At 48.0% G+C, this 15,204-nt stretch carries 17 protein-coding genes; 5 read left to right on the top strand and 12 right to left on the bottom strand.

Features of this window, described 5'->3' with window-relative positions; translation table 11 throughout:
• Positions 1–311 precede the first annotated feature (311 nt).
• The 3 genes from fabD to DRJ53_RS10185 form a co-directional block, all read right to left on the bottom strand.
• Positions 312–1,202, bottom strand: a complete 891-nt coding sequence (gene fabD, locus DRJ53_RS10195; RefSeq protein WP_114235514.1) for an ACP S-malonyltransferase — start codon at positions 1,200–1,202, stop codon at positions 312–314.
• 126 nt (positions 1,203–1,328) lie between these two features.
• A complete protein-coding gene (gene folE, locus DRJ53_RS10190) occupies positions 1,329–1,925 on the bottom strand; it encodes a GTP cyclohydrolase I FolE (protein ID WP_114235513.1) in 597 nt (198 codons plus the stop codon).
• Positions 1,926–1,975: 50 nt separating this feature from the next.
• Positions 1,976–2,389, bottom strand: coding sequence for a 6-pyruvoyl trahydropterin synthase family protein (locus DRJ53_RS10185; protein WP_114235535.1), 414 nt, complete (start codon positions 2,387–2,389; stop codon positions 1,976–1,978).
• 182 nt (positions 2,390–2,571) lie between these two features.
• Between DRJ53_RS10185 and mqnB the strand changes: the two genes are divergently transcribed.
• Positions 2,572–3,231, top strand: a complete 660-nt coding sequence (gene mqnB, locus DRJ53_RS10180; RefSeq protein WP_123893486.1) for a futalosine hydrolase — start codon at positions 2,572–2,574, stop codon at positions 3,229–3,231.
• Positions 3,228–4,055 carry a 1,4-dihydroxy-6-naphtoate synthase gene (locus tag DRJ53_RS10175; RefSeq protein ID WP_114235511.1) on the top strand — a complete coding sequence of 276 codons (828 nt, stop codon included), beginning with the start codon at positions 3,228–3,230 and terminating at the stop codon, positions 4,053–4,055. Before mqnB ends, DRJ53_RS10175 begins: the two co-directional genes overlap by 4 nt.
• 80 nt (positions 4,056–4,135) lie before the next feature.
• Here the strand turns inward: DRJ53_RS10175 and DRJ53_RS10170 are convergent, their stop codons facing one another.
• The 4 genes from DRJ53_RS10170 to DRJ53_RS10155 all read right to left on the bottom strand — a co-directional run bounded on the left by DRJ53_RS10170 (position 4,136) and on the right by DRJ53_RS10155 (position 7,383).
• The gene (locus DRJ53_RS10170) at positions 4,136–4,963 is read right to left on the bottom strand and encodes an aminotransferase class IV (protein WP_114235510.1); all 828 of its coding nucleotides are present in this window, start codon (positions 4,961–4,963) and stop codon (positions 4,136–4,138) included.
• A gap of 93 nt (positions 4,964–5,056) precedes the next feature.
• Positions 5,057–5,728, bottom strand: a complete 672-nt coding sequence (locus DRJ53_RS10165) for a response regulator transcription factor (protein WP_114235509.1) — start codon at positions 5,726–5,728, stop codon at positions 5,057–5,059.
• Positions 5,729–5,869: 141 nt separating this feature from the next.
• Entirely contained in the window at positions 5,870–6,628 is a 759-nt protein-coding gene (locus tag DRJ53_RS10160) for a class I SAM-dependent methyltransferase (RefSeq protein WP_114235508.1), read from the bottom strand.
• 98 nt (positions 6,629–6,726) lie between these two features.
• Complete coding sequence (locus DRJ53_RS10155; protein WP_114235507.1) at positions 6,727–7,383, bottom strand: response regulator transcription factor; 657 nt, start codon at positions 7,381–7,383, stop codon at positions 6,727–6,729.
• A gap of 845 nt (positions 7,384–8,228) precedes the next feature.
• On the opposite strand from DRJ53_RS10155, the gene DRJ53_RS10150 reads away from it, so the two are divergent.
• From DRJ53_RS10150 to DRJ53_RS10140, 3 genes are read left to right on the top strand one after another with little or no spacing between them, the layout of a single operon-like run.
• The gene (locus DRJ53_RS10150; RefSeq protein ID WP_114235506.1) at positions 8,229–8,780 is read left to right on the top strand and encodes a hypothetical protein; all 552 of its coding nucleotides are present in this window, start codon (positions 8,229–8,231) and stop codon (positions 8,778–8,780) included.
• 3 nt (positions 8,781–8,783) lie between these two features.
• Entirely contained in the window at positions 8,784–9,626 is an 843-nt protein-coding gene (locus DRJ53_RS10145; RefSeq protein ID WP_114235505.1) for a sensor histidine kinase, read from the top strand.
• Positions 9,627–9,654: 28 nt separating this feature from the next.
• Positions 9,655–10,305 carry a response regulator transcription factor gene (locus DRJ53_RS10140; RefSeq protein ID WP_114235504.1) on the top strand — a complete coding sequence of 217 codons (651 nt, stop codon included), beginning with the start codon at positions 9,655–9,657 and terminating at the stop codon, positions 10,303–10,305.
• Between the two features lie 578 nt (positions 10,306–10,883).
• Here the strand turns inward: DRJ53_RS10140 and DRJ53_RS10135 are convergent.
• The 5 genes from DRJ53_RS10135 to coaBC all read right to left on the bottom strand — a co-directional run bounded on the left by DRJ53_RS10135 (position 10,884) and on the right by coaBC (position 14,957).
• Positions 10,884–11,513, bottom strand: coding sequence for a 3-oxoacid CoA-transferase subunit B (locus tag DRJ53_RS10135; protein WP_114235503.1), 630 nt, complete (start codon positions 11,511–11,513; stop codon positions 10,884–10,886).
• A 150-nt stretch (positions 11,514–11,663) separates the two neighbouring features.
• Complete coding sequence (locus DRJ53_RS10130) at positions 11,664–12,356, bottom strand: CoA transferase subunit A (protein ID WP_114235502.1); 693 nt, start codon at positions 12,354–12,356, stop codon at positions 11,664–11,666.
• Positions 12,357–12,487: 131 nt separating this feature from the next.
• A complete protein-coding gene (locus DRJ53_RS10125) occupies positions 12,488–12,856 on the bottom strand; it encodes a DUF4296 domain-containing protein (protein ID WP_114235501.1) in 369 nt (122 codons plus the stop codon).
• Positions 12,853–13,767: a type IX secretion system protein PorD gene (gene porD, locus DRJ53_RS10120; protein WP_114235500.1), complete on the bottom strand. Its 915-nt coding sequence runs from the start codon at positions 13,765–13,767 to the stop codon at positions 12,853–12,855. Before porD ends, DRJ53_RS10125 begins: the two co-directional genes overlap by 4 nt.
• Positions 13,764–14,957, bottom strand: a complete 1,194-nt coding sequence (coaBC, locus tag DRJ53_RS10115) for a bifunctional phosphopantothenoylcysteine decarboxylase/phosphopantothenate--cysteine ligase CoaBC (RefSeq protein WP_114235499.1) — start codon at positions 14,955–14,957, stop codon at positions 13,764–13,766. The genes porD and coaBC overlap by 4 nt, the downstream gene beginning before the upstream one ends.
• Positions 14,958–15,204 lie beyond the last annotated feature (247 nt).

Raw genomic sequence — 15,204 nt, 5'->3', positions numbered from 1 at the left:
CCGATTTGAAGGAAGCATCGTACTTGCGCCGGGGTTTCTGTGCATTTTTGTGCTGCATTGTTACTTGCTAATTTACGCAAGTCAACTGTCCAGAAAAATTAGACCATCTCATTGAGGGTTGGCTTTACCGGTGTAACGGCAGCAAACGAGTTGACAGCCAAAAAGGCGACCATCAGTAGGGTACAGAGCTTCTTCATAAACAGTAGTTTGTGCAACGAAATTACAAGCTCTGCAATAAAATACTATGATTCCAATAAAAAAAGGAATGCGTCCCTGCACTCCTTTTTTTACATTACGTCCCAAAGCCTTGGTTATCCTACGCCTTCGGTAGTTACTTCTTTGTTTATTTTTTGCACCAGTCCCTGCAGCACTTTACCGGGGCCCACTTCGGTAAAACGCGAAGCGCCATCGCCAATCATGGCTTGCACACATTGCGTCCAGCGCACTGCACCGGTCAGCTGATCGATCAGGTTTTGCTTGATCTCTTCGCGGTTTACTACACCTTTGGCCACCACGTTTTGATACACCGCGCAAGATGGCTGGTGGAAATTGGTGGATTCGATTGCCGCCTGCAATTGCTGGCGGGCCGGCTCCATCAGCGGCGAGTGAAAAGCACCACCTACGGGCAGCACCACGGCACGTTTTGCGCCAGCTGCTTTTAGTTGCACACAGGCTTCTTCAATGCCTTTAACGCTTCCAGAAATAACGAGCTGGCCGGGGCAATTATAGTTGGCCGGCACTACCACTTCGCCGGTTTGCTGCGCCACTTGTGCGCAAATTTCTTCTACTTTTTCATCGGCTAGACCCAACACGGCAGCCATTGTTGAAGGCTGCTGTTCGCAAGCCTGTTGCATGGCCTGTGCCCGCAGCGATACCAGTTTCAATCCATCTTCAAAGCTGAGGGTGCCGTTGGCCACCAAGGCCGAAAACTCGCCAAGGGAATGACCTGCCACCATATCGGGGCGGCCCATGTCGATGCTTTTAAAAGCAATGATGGAATGCAGGAATATAGCAGGTTGGGTAATGCGGGTTTGCTTCAGGTCTTCTTCCGAGCCTTCAAACATCACATCCGAAATACGGAAGCCCAGTATCTCATTTGCCTGCTCAATAATTTTTTTGGAAAAAGAACTGTTTTCGTAAAAATGCTTGCCCATTCCCGGAAACTGTGCTCCCTGTCCCGGGAAAACGAATGCATGCTTCATCAAGAAAAATTTGCCGCGAAAATACAGGAAAACTGCGGTTACTGGGGCTTACTGGTCTGGCCACTTGTGAGCGACTCCTGCCGGAAAGCGCACTTGCCAGTGGCCTGACCAGTAAGCCCGAACCACCTAGCTCAAATCAGCTGAAATCAGTTTTAAAAATTCCATCCGGGTCGAAGTGCTTTGAAACTGCCCGTCGAATGCCGATGTGGTGGTTACCGAATTTTGCTTTTGCACGCCCCGCACCATCATACACAGGTGTTTTGCTTCAATCACCACGGCCACACCCAAGGGGTTCAGCGCTTCTTTCACCGCTTCCAAAATCTGTGTGGTAAGGCGCTCCTGCACCTGTAGCCGGCGGGAAAAAACATCCACCACGCGGGCCAGTTTGCTGAGGCCGGTGATGTAGCCATTGGGGATGTAGGCTATATGTGCCTTGCCATAAAACGGCAGCAGGTGGTGTTCGCACATGGAGTACAATTCGATGTCTTTCACCAGGATCATTTCACTTACGTTTTCATGAAACTTGGCAGAGTTTAAAATAGCCACCGCATCCTGGTGGTAGCCCTGTGTCATAAACTGCCAAGCCTTGGCCATGCGTTCCGGTGTTTTCACCAATCCTTCCCGCTCGGGGTCTTCGCCAATCAGTTGCAATACCTCGCGGTAATTTTTTACCAAACCGTCCGTAACGTCTTCTTTATAAGTTTCCAGTTTATTGTAAGCCATTGTATTTGTTGTTATAAAAAAACAGCAGCCATGCTGCTAAAAAATATTGCTCAGGCAGGATATTCTACAAAGTTCCGCGGCGTTTCGTAAAGCCGCACAAAAAGTTCCAGCGCCGGTTTCAGGTGTGGCCGCAACAGGTCGTAAATCACAACTGCAATGTTTTCGGCGGTGGGATTCAGGCTTTTAAATTCCTCGGTGTCGAGGTTTAGGTTTTTATGATCGAACCGCTCCAACACCTGCTCACTCACCAGGTCGGACAGCTCTTTCATATCCATCACAAAACCGGTGCGGCTATCTACTTCGCCCACCACTTTTATTTCCAGTTCGTAATTGTGGCCATGGTAGTTGGGCAGGCTGCATTTGCCAAAAACCCTGAAGTTTTGCTCATCGCTCCAGTCGGGGCGGGCCAGCCGGTGTGCGGCATTAAAGTGTTCCCTTCGGTAAATGGCTACACGTTTGCTCATGTATTTTGGTTCCTGGTGTTTTTGTAGTTGCTGCCCGTAAAAAAGCCCTGCAAATTGCGGCTGCCCAAGGTAAACAAACAAGCGGAGCCATTGTTTAAACCCGTTCCCTTTTAAAACGACAGCACTTGCACAAAGGTAACCGCCAACGGCAGATTACGGTTGCATGGGTTAAATTTGCGGCCATGCAACTTCTTATTTGCGCAGCTACCGAAATGGAACTGGCGGCCTTGCAGGCAACGGTGGCCAACCGCATGTTGCGGCCCCACCAAAGCATCCGATTCATGATCACTGGCGTGGGCATGGGCCCGTCGGTGTACAGCCTAATGCGGCAACTGGTTACCCACAAACCCGACCTGGTGATCCAGGCAGGTGTTGCCGGTACGCTGGATGCTACCTTGCTGCCCGGCGAAACCGTGGTGGTGCAAACCGATACATTTGGCGATGTGGGCGTGGAGGAACAAAAGGCCTTTCGCAGCGTATTCGACCTCGGGCTAACTGACCCCAACAGCTTTCCGTGGTCGGAAGGTTTTTTACCCAACCCCAACGCCAAATGGCTGGCCTTGCCGGGTTTGCAATTGGTGCGGGGCATTACGGTAAACGAAATATCCACCAACCCCGAACGCATCCGCCAGTACCGGCTGCACTGGGGCGCACAAACCGAAAGCATGGAAGGTGCGGCGCTGCACTATGTGTGCCTGCAGGAAGGCGTGCCTTTTTTGCAGGTGCGCAGCATTTCGAACGCCATTGGCGAACGGGATAAAAGCAAATGGAAAATGGCCGAAGCCATTAAAAACCTGCACACCGAGCTCAATACATTGATCGACAAAATAATGGACCTATGAAACTGACTCTTGGATTTTCGCCCTGCCCGAACGACACGTTTATTTTTGATGCGCTGGTCAACGGGAAAATTGATACCGAAGGGTTGCAGTTTGAGCCGGTGCTGGAAGACGTGGAAACCCTGAACCGGTGGGCGCTGGAGGACAAACTGGATGTTTCAAAACTTAGCTTCCCGGCCCTTTTTCGCACGGCCGACCAGTACCGGATTTTAAATGCAGGTTCGGCGCTGGGCAACGGTGTGGGTCCGCTGCTGATTTCAAAAGAGCCCGTGTCCGCCGAGCAGGTGAACGCTCAGCGCATTGCTATACCGGGCGAAAACACAACGGCCAATTTCCTGCTTCATTTTGCTTTTCCACAAGCCACCAACCGCACCCCGGTCCTTTTTTCCGAAATTGAAGACAGCGTGCTGACCGGCAGCTTCGACCTGGGCCTCATCATCCACGAAAACCGCTTTACCTATGCCCAACGTGGTCTGCACAAAGTGCTCGACCTGGGCGAATATTGGGAAAAGGAAACTGGCCTGCCCATCCCGTTGGGTTGTATTGCTGCGCGGCGCAGTTTGCCGGTGTCGATACAGGAAAAAGTTGACCGCCTCATTCGGAAAAGCCTAGAGGCTGCTTTTGCGCAATATCCCGCATTGCCGCCTTACGTGGAACAACATGCGCAGGCCATGGACAAGACCGTGATGCACCAGCACATTGATTTGTATGTAAATAAATTTTCGCTGGATCTTGGCGCAGCCGGCCGCAAAGCCATTGAGCAATTGTATGCTACCTATTGTAAAAATGCAGGGATTGGTACACCGAAAGATTTGTTTGCCGCGTAATAAAAATGCGGCTGACTTGGCCGTTGTTAAACGTTTTACCGAAGCTATTTATTAGTAACAGTTGTAAATGCGGCCATTGATTAAAAAGCTTTCTGATATTCTGCTGCCAGCAGTTGTTCATACAGGCTTTTGGTAAAAGCATTTCCATACTTCTTGCCTTTAAAATGGCTTACCCAACGGATGCCCTGGATAGCGTTGGTGAGGAACATTTCATCGGCGGCCAAAAGGTCATTGGGCAATAAATCTTTTTCAGCAAAGGGAATATTGTTTGCGCTGCAAAATTGGAGCACATGCCTGCGCATCACTCCAGCTACGCATCCGCTGGTTAGCGGTGGCGTTTGCAACAGCCCATCTTTTAGGATAAAAATATTGGTTCGCGATCCGTCGCATACATGCCCGTGTGCATTGAGCACGATGCATTCATCTGCGCCTTGCTGTGCGGCTGCCGCAGTTGCTAATCGATATACTAAATAATTGGCTGATTTCAGGTTGGCCAGTGGACCGGTAGCTTTTGTGTTTTCCGCGTATAAGCCTAATCGCCAGCCCCGCTCCTGCCAGCGAAATGCTTCGCTTTCCAGTGCAAACGCTTCCAGCACATAGCCGGCGGTGCCGTCTTCCTGCCGGAACACGGTCCAGCGGATACGGGCCATTTTTAGGCACTCGTTTTTTTGCGCCAGCAATTTTACCTGCCCCGCTATTGCGTTGTTATCTGCCGCTAACGGACTCATGCCCAGCAGGCTCAAGCCTTGCTGCAAGCGTTGGCAATGGAGGCTGAAATGCAGGATATTTCCCTGCAACATTTTCATGGTTTCAAACAGCCCCTCGCCGTACCGAAAGCCGGGGTTGGCAGCCGCAATAACTGGCTGGCCCGCTGGCAAAAGCTCACCATTGAAACAAATAAACCCCATGGCGCAAATGTAAATGCCACTGCGTTGAACAGTGGCATTTTAAAAAATATATGGAATACCGGCGGTGTGCCGGTTTTCAGTAAAAAGGTACACTTAAGCTTGCTGTACGATGCCGGCCTTTACGGCATACATCACCAGGCCGGCCATCGATTTCACGCCGGTTTTGGTTTTCAGCTTATCGCGGATGGCTTCTACCGTGCGGGGACTGAGGTCCACCATATCGGCAATTTCCTTGGTGCTTTTTTCTTCGCACATCAGTTTCAGGATGGTTACTTCCTTATCGGTGAGGTGCACTTCGGCAGGGGCCGAAGCTTCGGCAACGCGTTTGCTGCGCAAGCCGCTTAATAATGCCTTGTTGGTGAGGTCGTTGAAGAAAAACTCCTCCTCGTGGCAGGTGCGGATGGCCTGGTAAATTACTTCCGAATCCGACTCCTTGGTGAGGTACGAGTTGGCGCCCACTTCCATCATCCGCGTAATCATGGAGGCATCGTTGATCATGCTCAGCATAATTACCCGCACATCGGGGTGCAGCTTTTTTATTTCGGGCAGCGCAGCCAACCCGTCCATAATGGGCATTTGAATGTCGAGTAAGATCACATCGGGCTTGATGTGGCGGAGCAGGTTCAGCAGTTGCATACCGTTCTCAGCTTCACCCACCATTAAGATGTCTTTCCGGCTGGAAAGCGAGGTGCGAACACCGGCACGGAATAAGTGATGGTCATCGGCGATGGCAACCCGGATAGGTTTATCATCAAGATTCTTCATAAGGAAAGGCTTTAAAGAAGCAGTTTATTGGTCGCCCAAATGGGCTTATAGGAAAAACGGTTTTTTAAAATTATGGTAAAACTACGCAAAGAAACAAAACAACCACGACAATCTTAGTTAGGCCACTGCTTTTCCGGCCAATCAGCTTTTTACAGCCACGAGATAGGCCCGATTGTCGCCCAACTGAAAACGCCTTTTTCGCGGCGTATAAAAAACATCCTGCAGCGCAAAACCCGCGTCAGCCAAAAAAGTTTCCAATTCGGCAATGGAAAAAATATAATCCACGCCCAAAAGCGTTTCTACTTTCCCATCAGGGGTAATAATCAAGTGTTCGGCCTCGATGCGGGATGGATGCATGAGGTAGCGGCTGCCAATGAGGTAGCGAAACTCATCTACCTGGTGCCAGGCCCGCTCCTGGAAATGGCGGAACGCAATTTCGGCGATCATCCAGGTGTCAATTACAAAACGGCCACCGGGTTTTAGCGCCACCGATAACTGCTGCAGCAGGCTGCACACCGATGCCGCGTTGAAAAAAGTAAACGAATTGCCCATGCAAATGGCAGCATCGTACAGGCCGTCAAAGGTCATAGTGGAAACATCGCCGTGCAGAGCGGTAAGCGCCAAGGCTTCAGCCGCCGCCATTGCCTGCACTTCGGCTACGTAGCCTTCTGAGCTGTCGATTGAAGTAAGCTGGTATCCCTTGCGTGCCAACCCCAGCGAGTGGCGGCCATAGCCGCACATCAGGTCCAGCACCCGCTGACCGGGCTGCAACCCGCAAACATCTTCCAGAAAAGGAAGCTCCGCTTCGGTGAGGCCCGGGTGGATCATGCGGCGCCATACTTCCTGGTAAATGCCGTTGAAAAACGAGGTATTGTGCGCTTGGGATATTGCTTGCGACATGGGCAGTTATTTGGTTTAACGTTCAAGGCTAAGGGTAAAATTGAGCGCTCTAAACTGCGGCAAACTTTAAACATTAGACCTTGAACCTGAAACATTGATTAATCCAGCAGCTTATTGCGCATGGCATACATCACCAGCCCGGCAATGGTTTTCACGCCCACTTTTTCCTTCATTTTTTGCCGTATGGTTTCAATGGTGCGTGGGCTAAGGAACACCTCCTTCGAAATTTCTTCCGTGGTTTTGTCTTCCGCAATATGCTTCAGGATCTTAAGTTCCTTCTCCGAAAACTTGACTGGATTCGGATAAAATTGGCGCACCGACTTTTTGTGCTGCAGTTTCAGCAGCACGGCTTTGTTCACCAGGTCGTTAAAATAAAAGTCGTCGTTCATACAGGTGAGGATGGCCTGGTAAATTTCGTCGGGGTCGGTGGTTTTGGTCAGATAGGCGTTGGCGCCCATCTCCATCATTTTGGTGATCAACTCCTGGTCATCGTACATCGTCAGCACAATGATCTTGAGGTTTTCGTATTCTTTGCGAATGAGGCTGATGGCGTTGATCCCATCTACTTCGGGCATCCGGATATCCATCAGGAGCACATCGGGCTGTTTGATCTTCAGCTTGTGCATGAGGTCTTTACCATCTTCGGCTTCCCAAAGGATCTTCAGGTATTCTCGGTCCCTCAACGCCATTTTCAATCCATCCCTGAAGATTTTATGGTCGTCAGCGATGGATACTTTAATCAGTTCACTGCTCATGGACGGGGTGGTGTGCGGTTTGTGAATGTAGCTTGAGGCGTTGCTAAAAGCCCGGCAAACTTAGTTTTTTTTAAGCACCGTAAAACTACTCTTTGGCAGCTTAGCAGCCTAATATGAGTACAGATATTTATGTGGGTGATCCTACGATATCAGACAACGTAAAAGTACGCAGTAGAAACACCCCATGCAATTCATCTAAAAATAATGTTGCAACACCCAGGGTTAAAATAGAACAGGCTCATCTATCTTACAACACGGTTCGGCTGACCAACGGATTATATATTACGAAGCACCCCGGATTTGAACAGGCTCATCCGCTAGCAGTTAATTGAAAACAGAAGAATTTGGCCAACGAATAGTTCTTTTTAGCATGTAAATAGGAAAAGCAGCATAGTAAAAATACGAACAACACGAAGGGCTTTTACCTCATTTTAGTCCGTACTGTTACGCAAAGAATTGGCTTAAATCGTTAACCACCAGCCATTTGATGAGCTTACGAAGTTTTTGCGCTTAAATTGACCTGTTGAACGAGAAAACAAAAGGGTTGAAGTTTACATCAGCTTAAACCTTTAAAACTTTCGTTATGAAAACAAAAACTTTCCGCTCGTTTCCTCCCCAAGAGGATACTCCTTGGTGGGCTCAGGACTAATTTATTCTAGAGCCAAAGATCTGCCTCTAAAAAAATTGTAAAGGTTTTCTATATTTGGACAAAATTCCGAACTATAGAAAACCTTTTATATTATACTGCTGCTTTAACCGGGCTTTTACCGATTTCTTTCTTTTTCTTCTATTACAACAAAACTAAAAAAGAAGAAAGCCTGTGGATACTGGTAATCTATTCATTTTTGTTTGGACTAGCTGATATCTTAAGCCTGACATTATCCTTTAAAGGCTTTAAAAATGTCTTTTATAGTAGCGTAACGCTACAGGAATATTTACTTTTTGCTCTATTTCTTTATTACAGCATCAAGACCAAAAATGCAAAAAAAGCGATCCTCGTTTTATCGTTACTATTTATTGCATTTTTAGCGGTTTACACTTTTACAGCAAAATTCGTCCGCATCGATTCCATTCCGATCGGTGTTGAAACCATTCTTATCCTTATTTTCTCGTTTTACTACCTGTATGAGGAAATGAATAATACATCCGTGTTATTCCTGTATAATAAATACCAGTTTTGGGTAGTAATCGCGTTTATGATTTACTTGTCCGGATGTTTCTTTATGTACATATTTGCCAATCAGCTACCACAGCAAATGGTAAACGAATATTGGTTCATTATCGATATCTTCCTGATTCTCAAAAATGTATTGTTCTCTATCGCCATACTTGTTTTTGCCCTTAGCCGCAACGAAAAAACACCGCCTCGTATCCACCAAATAAAAGCTCTTACTTAAGCGATGTTTTTACTGCAAGGTTCGGCCCCTCAATTTAATGTTTCACTGGCGCTTTTGTTGGGTACTGTCGGCATGTTGGTGCTTACGGTGGGGTTGATCATGTTCATCATTTTTCACCAGCGTAAAGTCATTCGCTACCAGCTGCAGCTGCAGCGCATGGAAGAAGAGCAACAAAAGATTTTGCTCACTGCCTCCATCCGCCTGCAGGAAGAAGAACGCCAGCGCATTGCTGCCGACCTGCACGATGATGCCGGCCCGCTGCTGGCTACAGCCCGCCTGTACCTTACCGAAAACCTGGTGAACCTGGATAAATCAACGCAGCTCCAATCCATTTTTCAGATTCGCCAGATACTAGATGATACTATTCAGTTGGTGCGCAACATCAGCCACAGCCTGATGCCCCCCACCCTTAAAAACTTTGGATTGGAGTCGGCGGTGAACGACCTGTTTCAAAAAATTGGCGGCTCGGGTACAATGAATGCCAGCAGTCGTTTTCACGATTATAAAGACCGCCTGAAAAACGAAAAAGAGTTGAATGTGTTTCGCGTGGTGCAGGAATTGGTGAACAATATATTAAAACACAGCAACGCCAGCTTTATTCATTTAACGCAAAATGTACAGGGCGATAATTTTATCCTGCGCATCCATCACGATGGCCGCGGCCTGGTACAAACCGATTTTGAAAAACTGAATAAAAGCACCGTAGGACTGGGTTTGAAAAACATCAGCAGCCGCCTGAAAGTAGCACACGGATCTATTTACTTTGAAAAGGACCCGTCGCAAACCTATTACAAAGTAACCATCTCTATTCCACAGGAAGATCCCGAAGAAATCCTTGTTCATTAATCATATTTTAGTGTCACTATTTTGATGTATGGAGGTAATAAAAGTTGCCATTGCCGATGACCATAAAATTTTTCGCAAAGGCGTAGTGCTGTCGCTGCGTCCGTTTACCAACATCCGCTTTGTGCTGGAGGCCGACAATGGCGAAGAACTGCTGAACAACCTGCCGGCATCGATCCCCGACGTGGTGCTGATGGACCTGCGCATGCCCGTGAAAGACGGTATTGAAACCACGAAGCAGTTGAGTAAACAGTACCCGCAGATTCATGTTATAGTTTTGAGCATGTACGAAGACGAACGCTTTGTGTACCACCTGATGGAAAACGGCGCTCATGGATACCTGTTGAAAAATGCGGAGCCGCAGGAAATCCGCAAAGCCATCATGGACGTGCATGAAAAAGGATATTACCTCAACAACTTTGTCAACCGCATCTTGCTGAAGCGGGCACATGCCAAGCAAAAAACAGCACCTTCCCTTAGCCAGGAAATTACGCTAAGCGATAAAGAACAGGAAGTGTTGAAGCTTATTTGCATGGAATATACTGCGCAGGAAATAGCCCAGAAAATGGAGATCAGCCCCCGCACTGTAGAAGCGATCAAAGACAGGCTGATGGTGCGTTTTGGCAGCAAGAACACTGCAGGTCTGGTGTTTTTTGCAGTGAAGAATAATCTTGTTGATTAAGTGGCGCGGTGATTAAAGCATCACACATTTATCAATCACTTACTTCTTTGCACAGCCACTCATATTCGAGTGGCTGTTTTGTTTTTATGTAACCAACAGTTGAATATTTATTGTGCTGCAGTTGCGTCGCACTCTTATACGTTCTGTATTTCTATTGGGCTTCACCCTTACACCTGTAGTAAACAGTTTCCATTTATTAACTGTCATGCCGAACTTGTTTCGGCATCCCCATCATCTCGCGGAGTGTAATAAGGCAGAAGGAGATGCCGAAACAAGTTCGGCATGACAGCCACTGACTGGAATAAGTGTCCTCTACCATCATTCATATTTGGCCCTTTGATTTTCAAGCACGCTTTTGCTTGTCATCCTGACGAAGGAAGGATCTGAACTAACCACAATTGTACGATTTGCCGAACTCAGATGCTTCGCTGCGCTCAGCATGACAAATGCAAAACACCGAAATAAAAAAAGCAATGCAGGTGCAAACCTTTATTGCTTTTAAATTTTATTGTAATCCGAAGACAACATCCTCCCTGAATCTCCACATTCACATTTGCGAAGGACAATCAGAAAAAGACTTATACAATCAACCGCCCAGCGGTTTTTGCCTGTACTTCCTCCACCGTTACGCCCGGTGCGGTTTCTACCAGCTTAAAACCATCAGTTGTTACATCCAACACTGCCAAGTCAGTAACAATTTTTTTTACACAACCCACACCAGTAAGTGGCATCGTGCAGCGTGGCAGCAGTTTCGATTCGCCTTTTGGATTGGTGTGCATCATCGCAACAATAATATTTTTTGCCGATGCAACTAAGTCCATGGCGCCCCCCATGCCCTTCACCATTTTGCCCGGAATTTTCCAGTTAGCAATGTCGCCTGTTTCGCTTACTTCCATGGCACCCAGCACTGTCAGGTCCACCTTGCCTGCGCGGATCATCCCAAAGCTTTCCGCCGAATCGAAAAAAGCGCCACCCGGCAAAATCGTCACAGTTTCTTTACCGGCATTTATGAGGTCGGCATCAATGGCTGCCTCGGTTGGGAACGGTCCCATGCCCAACATACCGTTTTCACTTTGCAGCATCACAAACATGCCTTCGGGAATGTAATTGGCCACCAGCGTTGGAATGCCGATGCCCAGGTTTACATACATGCCGTCTTTTAATTCTTTTGCAATGCGTTGGGCAATGCCGAATTTATCTAATGCCATGAGGCGGAAATTTTAGTGTTGTGATTGATGTGTAAAGTTTAAAGTCTAATGTTTAAGGTTATTGAAAACCAAAGGTCATCTCAATCTTAATTGAACAACAGCAATCCATTCATCTCCACAACCTCTAACATTCAACCTTAAACTGTAAACTTATTGCTGCACCGTTCTGCGTTCAATTCGTTTTTCGTAATTCGTTCCTTCGAAAATGCGGTGCACATAAATACCGGGTACATGAATGCTGTCCGGATCGAGTTCGCCGGGTTGCACCAGCTCCTCTACTTCTGCAATGGTGATGTTTCCGGCACGGGCCATCGAGGTGGAAAAATTGCGGGTGGTTTTGCGAAAAACAAGATTGCCCATTGTATCGCCTTTCCAAGCTTTTACCAAGGCAAAGTCGGCATGGAGCGCCATTTCCATGAGGTACATTTTACCATCAAATTCCCGCACCTCTTTGCCTTGCGCAACTTCGGTGCCGTAGCCTGCCGGTGTAAAAAAAGCTGGGATGCCCATGCCCGCCATTTGTATGCGGGTGGCCAAAGTGCCCTGCGGAATAAGGTCTACCTCCAATTCGCCTTGCAACAGTTGTCGTTCAAATTCTGCATTCTCACCAACATAAGAACTCATCATCTTTTTGATCTGGCGGCGTTGCAGCAACAAGCCCAAGCCAAAATCATCCACGCCGGCGTTGTTCGAAATGCAGGTCAAACCGCTCACTCCTTTTTGCACAAGGGCCGCAATGCAATTTTCGGGAATGCCGCACAAACCGAATCCACCGAGCATCAATGTGGCGCCATCCGCGACATCGTGCAGGGCATCCATTGCATGAGCAAATACTTTGTTCATGCATTAAATGTAGGGCATTTAGCTTTTACCAAAATGCCTTGCAGCAATAAGGAATGAGGTGTTTTACGCAGTGATAAAAAGCTATCAGGCCGTACAACTTTTAAAGCAAAAAAAATAGCAGAATAGCTGCATTACATTGGCTTGGGTGGTTGCGGCTTGGCTCTTTTTGCAGTGTCGTTTATCTGGCGATTCAGGTTTTCATCCATCGCGTCGATTACTTCTTTCAGCAGCGGCGGGTTTTGCTCATAGTATTGCAGGCTTTTTTGAAACGCAGCTTTATTGGTGCCGTGGAGCGCCAGCACCTGCTGGTACATGCGGTACCGCGATGCCGGAAGCCGGATCAACGAATCGGCAGGAAGTGCATTGGCAATGCGGCCATCCACCTGGATCAGGTCGAGCATAATGGCCTGCATTTTTTGTTGCGGTAAAATATTTTTCGGCAGCTCCGGTTTGCTGTTGCAACCAATGGCCACCACCAATATTAGCAGCAGTTTTTTCATCTCAATTCTTTATAGGCCGTAGCATTGGCAACATCCAGTTTCAACAGCAGGTCACGGGCTTGTGCTTTTTGTGCCGGGTCGGCTTTGCTAAACACCCGCACCAGTTCATTGCTTTTGCCACCAAAGAAAAACTGCACACCCATAGAGTTCGGAATCTCGGTATTCAGTCGGTTTAGCACATTCAATGCATGAATGATGCCTTTGCGGGCCTCGGTGGGCTCGTCGTAAAATTGGTCCATGCCCTGACGGTAGTATGCGTGATAAGCCTCGTGCAGCGCATTGTAACGGCTGTCGGTAAAATTTTCGGCCAGCCTGAATCGGTTGCGAACGCCATCAAAAGTCTTCCATCCGCTGATGTCGCGGCCCTCCGGTGCATTGTTCACAATGTTTTGTGCTTTACGGAAAAAAGGCTCTCCGGCACCCGGCGCAAACGAATCGGCATCTACACCCAAAATAATATTTACGTAATAAGCCAACATAGCGGGCAAATTAGCCGCCATCGGATCGGAGCCCTGAACACGGTTTTCGTTGAACTCCACCGGCTGAAACTCCACATAACGGAACGTGAGGTTTCCATCCTGAAAATTAATTACCGGCGACTCATAAATTGAATTATATACCGGCCGTGCAGCCTGCACCGTAAGGGTAGCTTTGTAAATATTCTGGCCTGCATCCTGGTCGATGGTGATTTGAAAATTGCATTTAATTCGCTCCTGCGGCAGGTAGCTTTCGTTGGTCCACTTGCGGTTGTTCAGGAAGTTGAACAAGGAGGTTTGCAGGGTATTGAAAATTTTTTTGTCTACGTTGGAGCCCACGCGGTTAGCCACCACCGATACACGGGCCTGCAGTTCCTGCGCACCCGCCCACTGCATGCAGCACAATAATAGAATAAGGATCAAAGGTTTTTTCATGGAATCAGCTTCAGCACCGTATTGGCAATATCTGTCGCAACGGCCTCTTTTGTTTTTGTTTCAAAAAAATACGTTTGCCCGTCCTTTATAAGGATGGTTATTTTATTGGTAGCCTTGCCAAAACCCGCACCGGTATCGTTCAACGAATTAAGCACGATTGCATCGGCATTTTTACGTTCCAGTTTTTGGCGGGCATTGGCTTCTTCATTGTTTGTTTCCAGCGCAAAGCCAATCAGCACCTGTCCGTCCCGTTTTTGGTTACCCAAGGTGGCCAAAATGTCTTTTGTTGGTTCCAGGTTCAGGGTCAATGCTGCACCGCTCTTTTTGATCTTTTCCGGGGCAATGGCGCCGGGAGTAAAATCAGCAACTGCAGCGGCCATCACCGCTATATCGTAGGTTGCTGCATGCTCCATACAGGCCGCATACATTTCGCCTGCCGATTGCACTTTTACCGTTTCGATCGGAGCCGGCAGGGCTGGCAATGAAACCGGTCCCGACACCACGGTTACCGCAGCACCACGCCTTTGAAATTCTTTTGCCAATGCATAGCCCATTTTACCAGACGAATGATTGCCAATGAAACGCACCGGGTCGATGGCTTCGTATGTAGGCCCGGCGGTAATCAATACCTTTTTTCCGTTAAAATCCTGAGCAGTAATTAAAAACGCATGGATGGCCTCAAGGATTGCTTCAGGTTGGGCCATGCGGCCCTCGCCGATTAAGCCACTAGCCAGTTCGCCATGCGCTACCGGCAAAACATGGCAACCGTGTGCTGCCAGCCGGCCTAGGTTTTCGCGGGTAGTGGGATGGTGCCACATGTCCTCGTCCATGGCCGGGGCCACCATTACGGGGCAGGTAGCGGAAAGGTAGGTAGCCAGCAATAGGTTGTCGCACAGGCCGTTTGCCATTTTAGCAAGCGTGTTGCAACTCAACGGCGCAACCAGCAGCAGGTCGGCCCAACGGCCCAAAGCCACGTGGTTAGCCCAGCTATCGGCTTCAAACAAGTCCGACAGCACCTCATTTTTCGATAACGTAGACAAGGTAAGCGGGGAAACAAAATCTTTTGCGGCATGCGTCATCACCACTTTTACCTCAGCGCCTTCTTTTACCAGCAGGCGCACCAGGTGCACAATTTTATATGCCGCAATAGACCCGCTGATGCCGATCAGTACTTTTTTTCCCGAAAACATAGCGCTAAAGTAGGAAAAGTCGGAAGACCGCATTTAGAAGTCCGATGAAGGAGTTGACCAAGCAGGGATTTTTGCCCGTATTAAACTTCATTTAAGCTAAAAAAGCGGCACCGCTTGATTGCAGTGCCGCCCGATTATTTTGAACAAAGAAAATAGAACAAGAAACAAAGAATAACGAATGATGCTGGAAAGCTTTTAATGATCGTTCACTATCAAGGCTTATACAACATAATTAATTCTCATCCTT

Origin of the sequence: Paracnuella aquatica, from assembly GCF_003332885.2 — a bacterium.
In the GTDB taxonomy this organism is placed as follows: domain Bacteria; phylum Bacteroidota; class Bacteroidia; order Chitinophagales; family Chitinophagaceae; genus Flavisolibacter; species Flavisolibacter aquaticus.
Note: the sequence above shows the minus strand (reverse complement) of the source record. Positions and strands in the feature narration are given on the sequence as shown.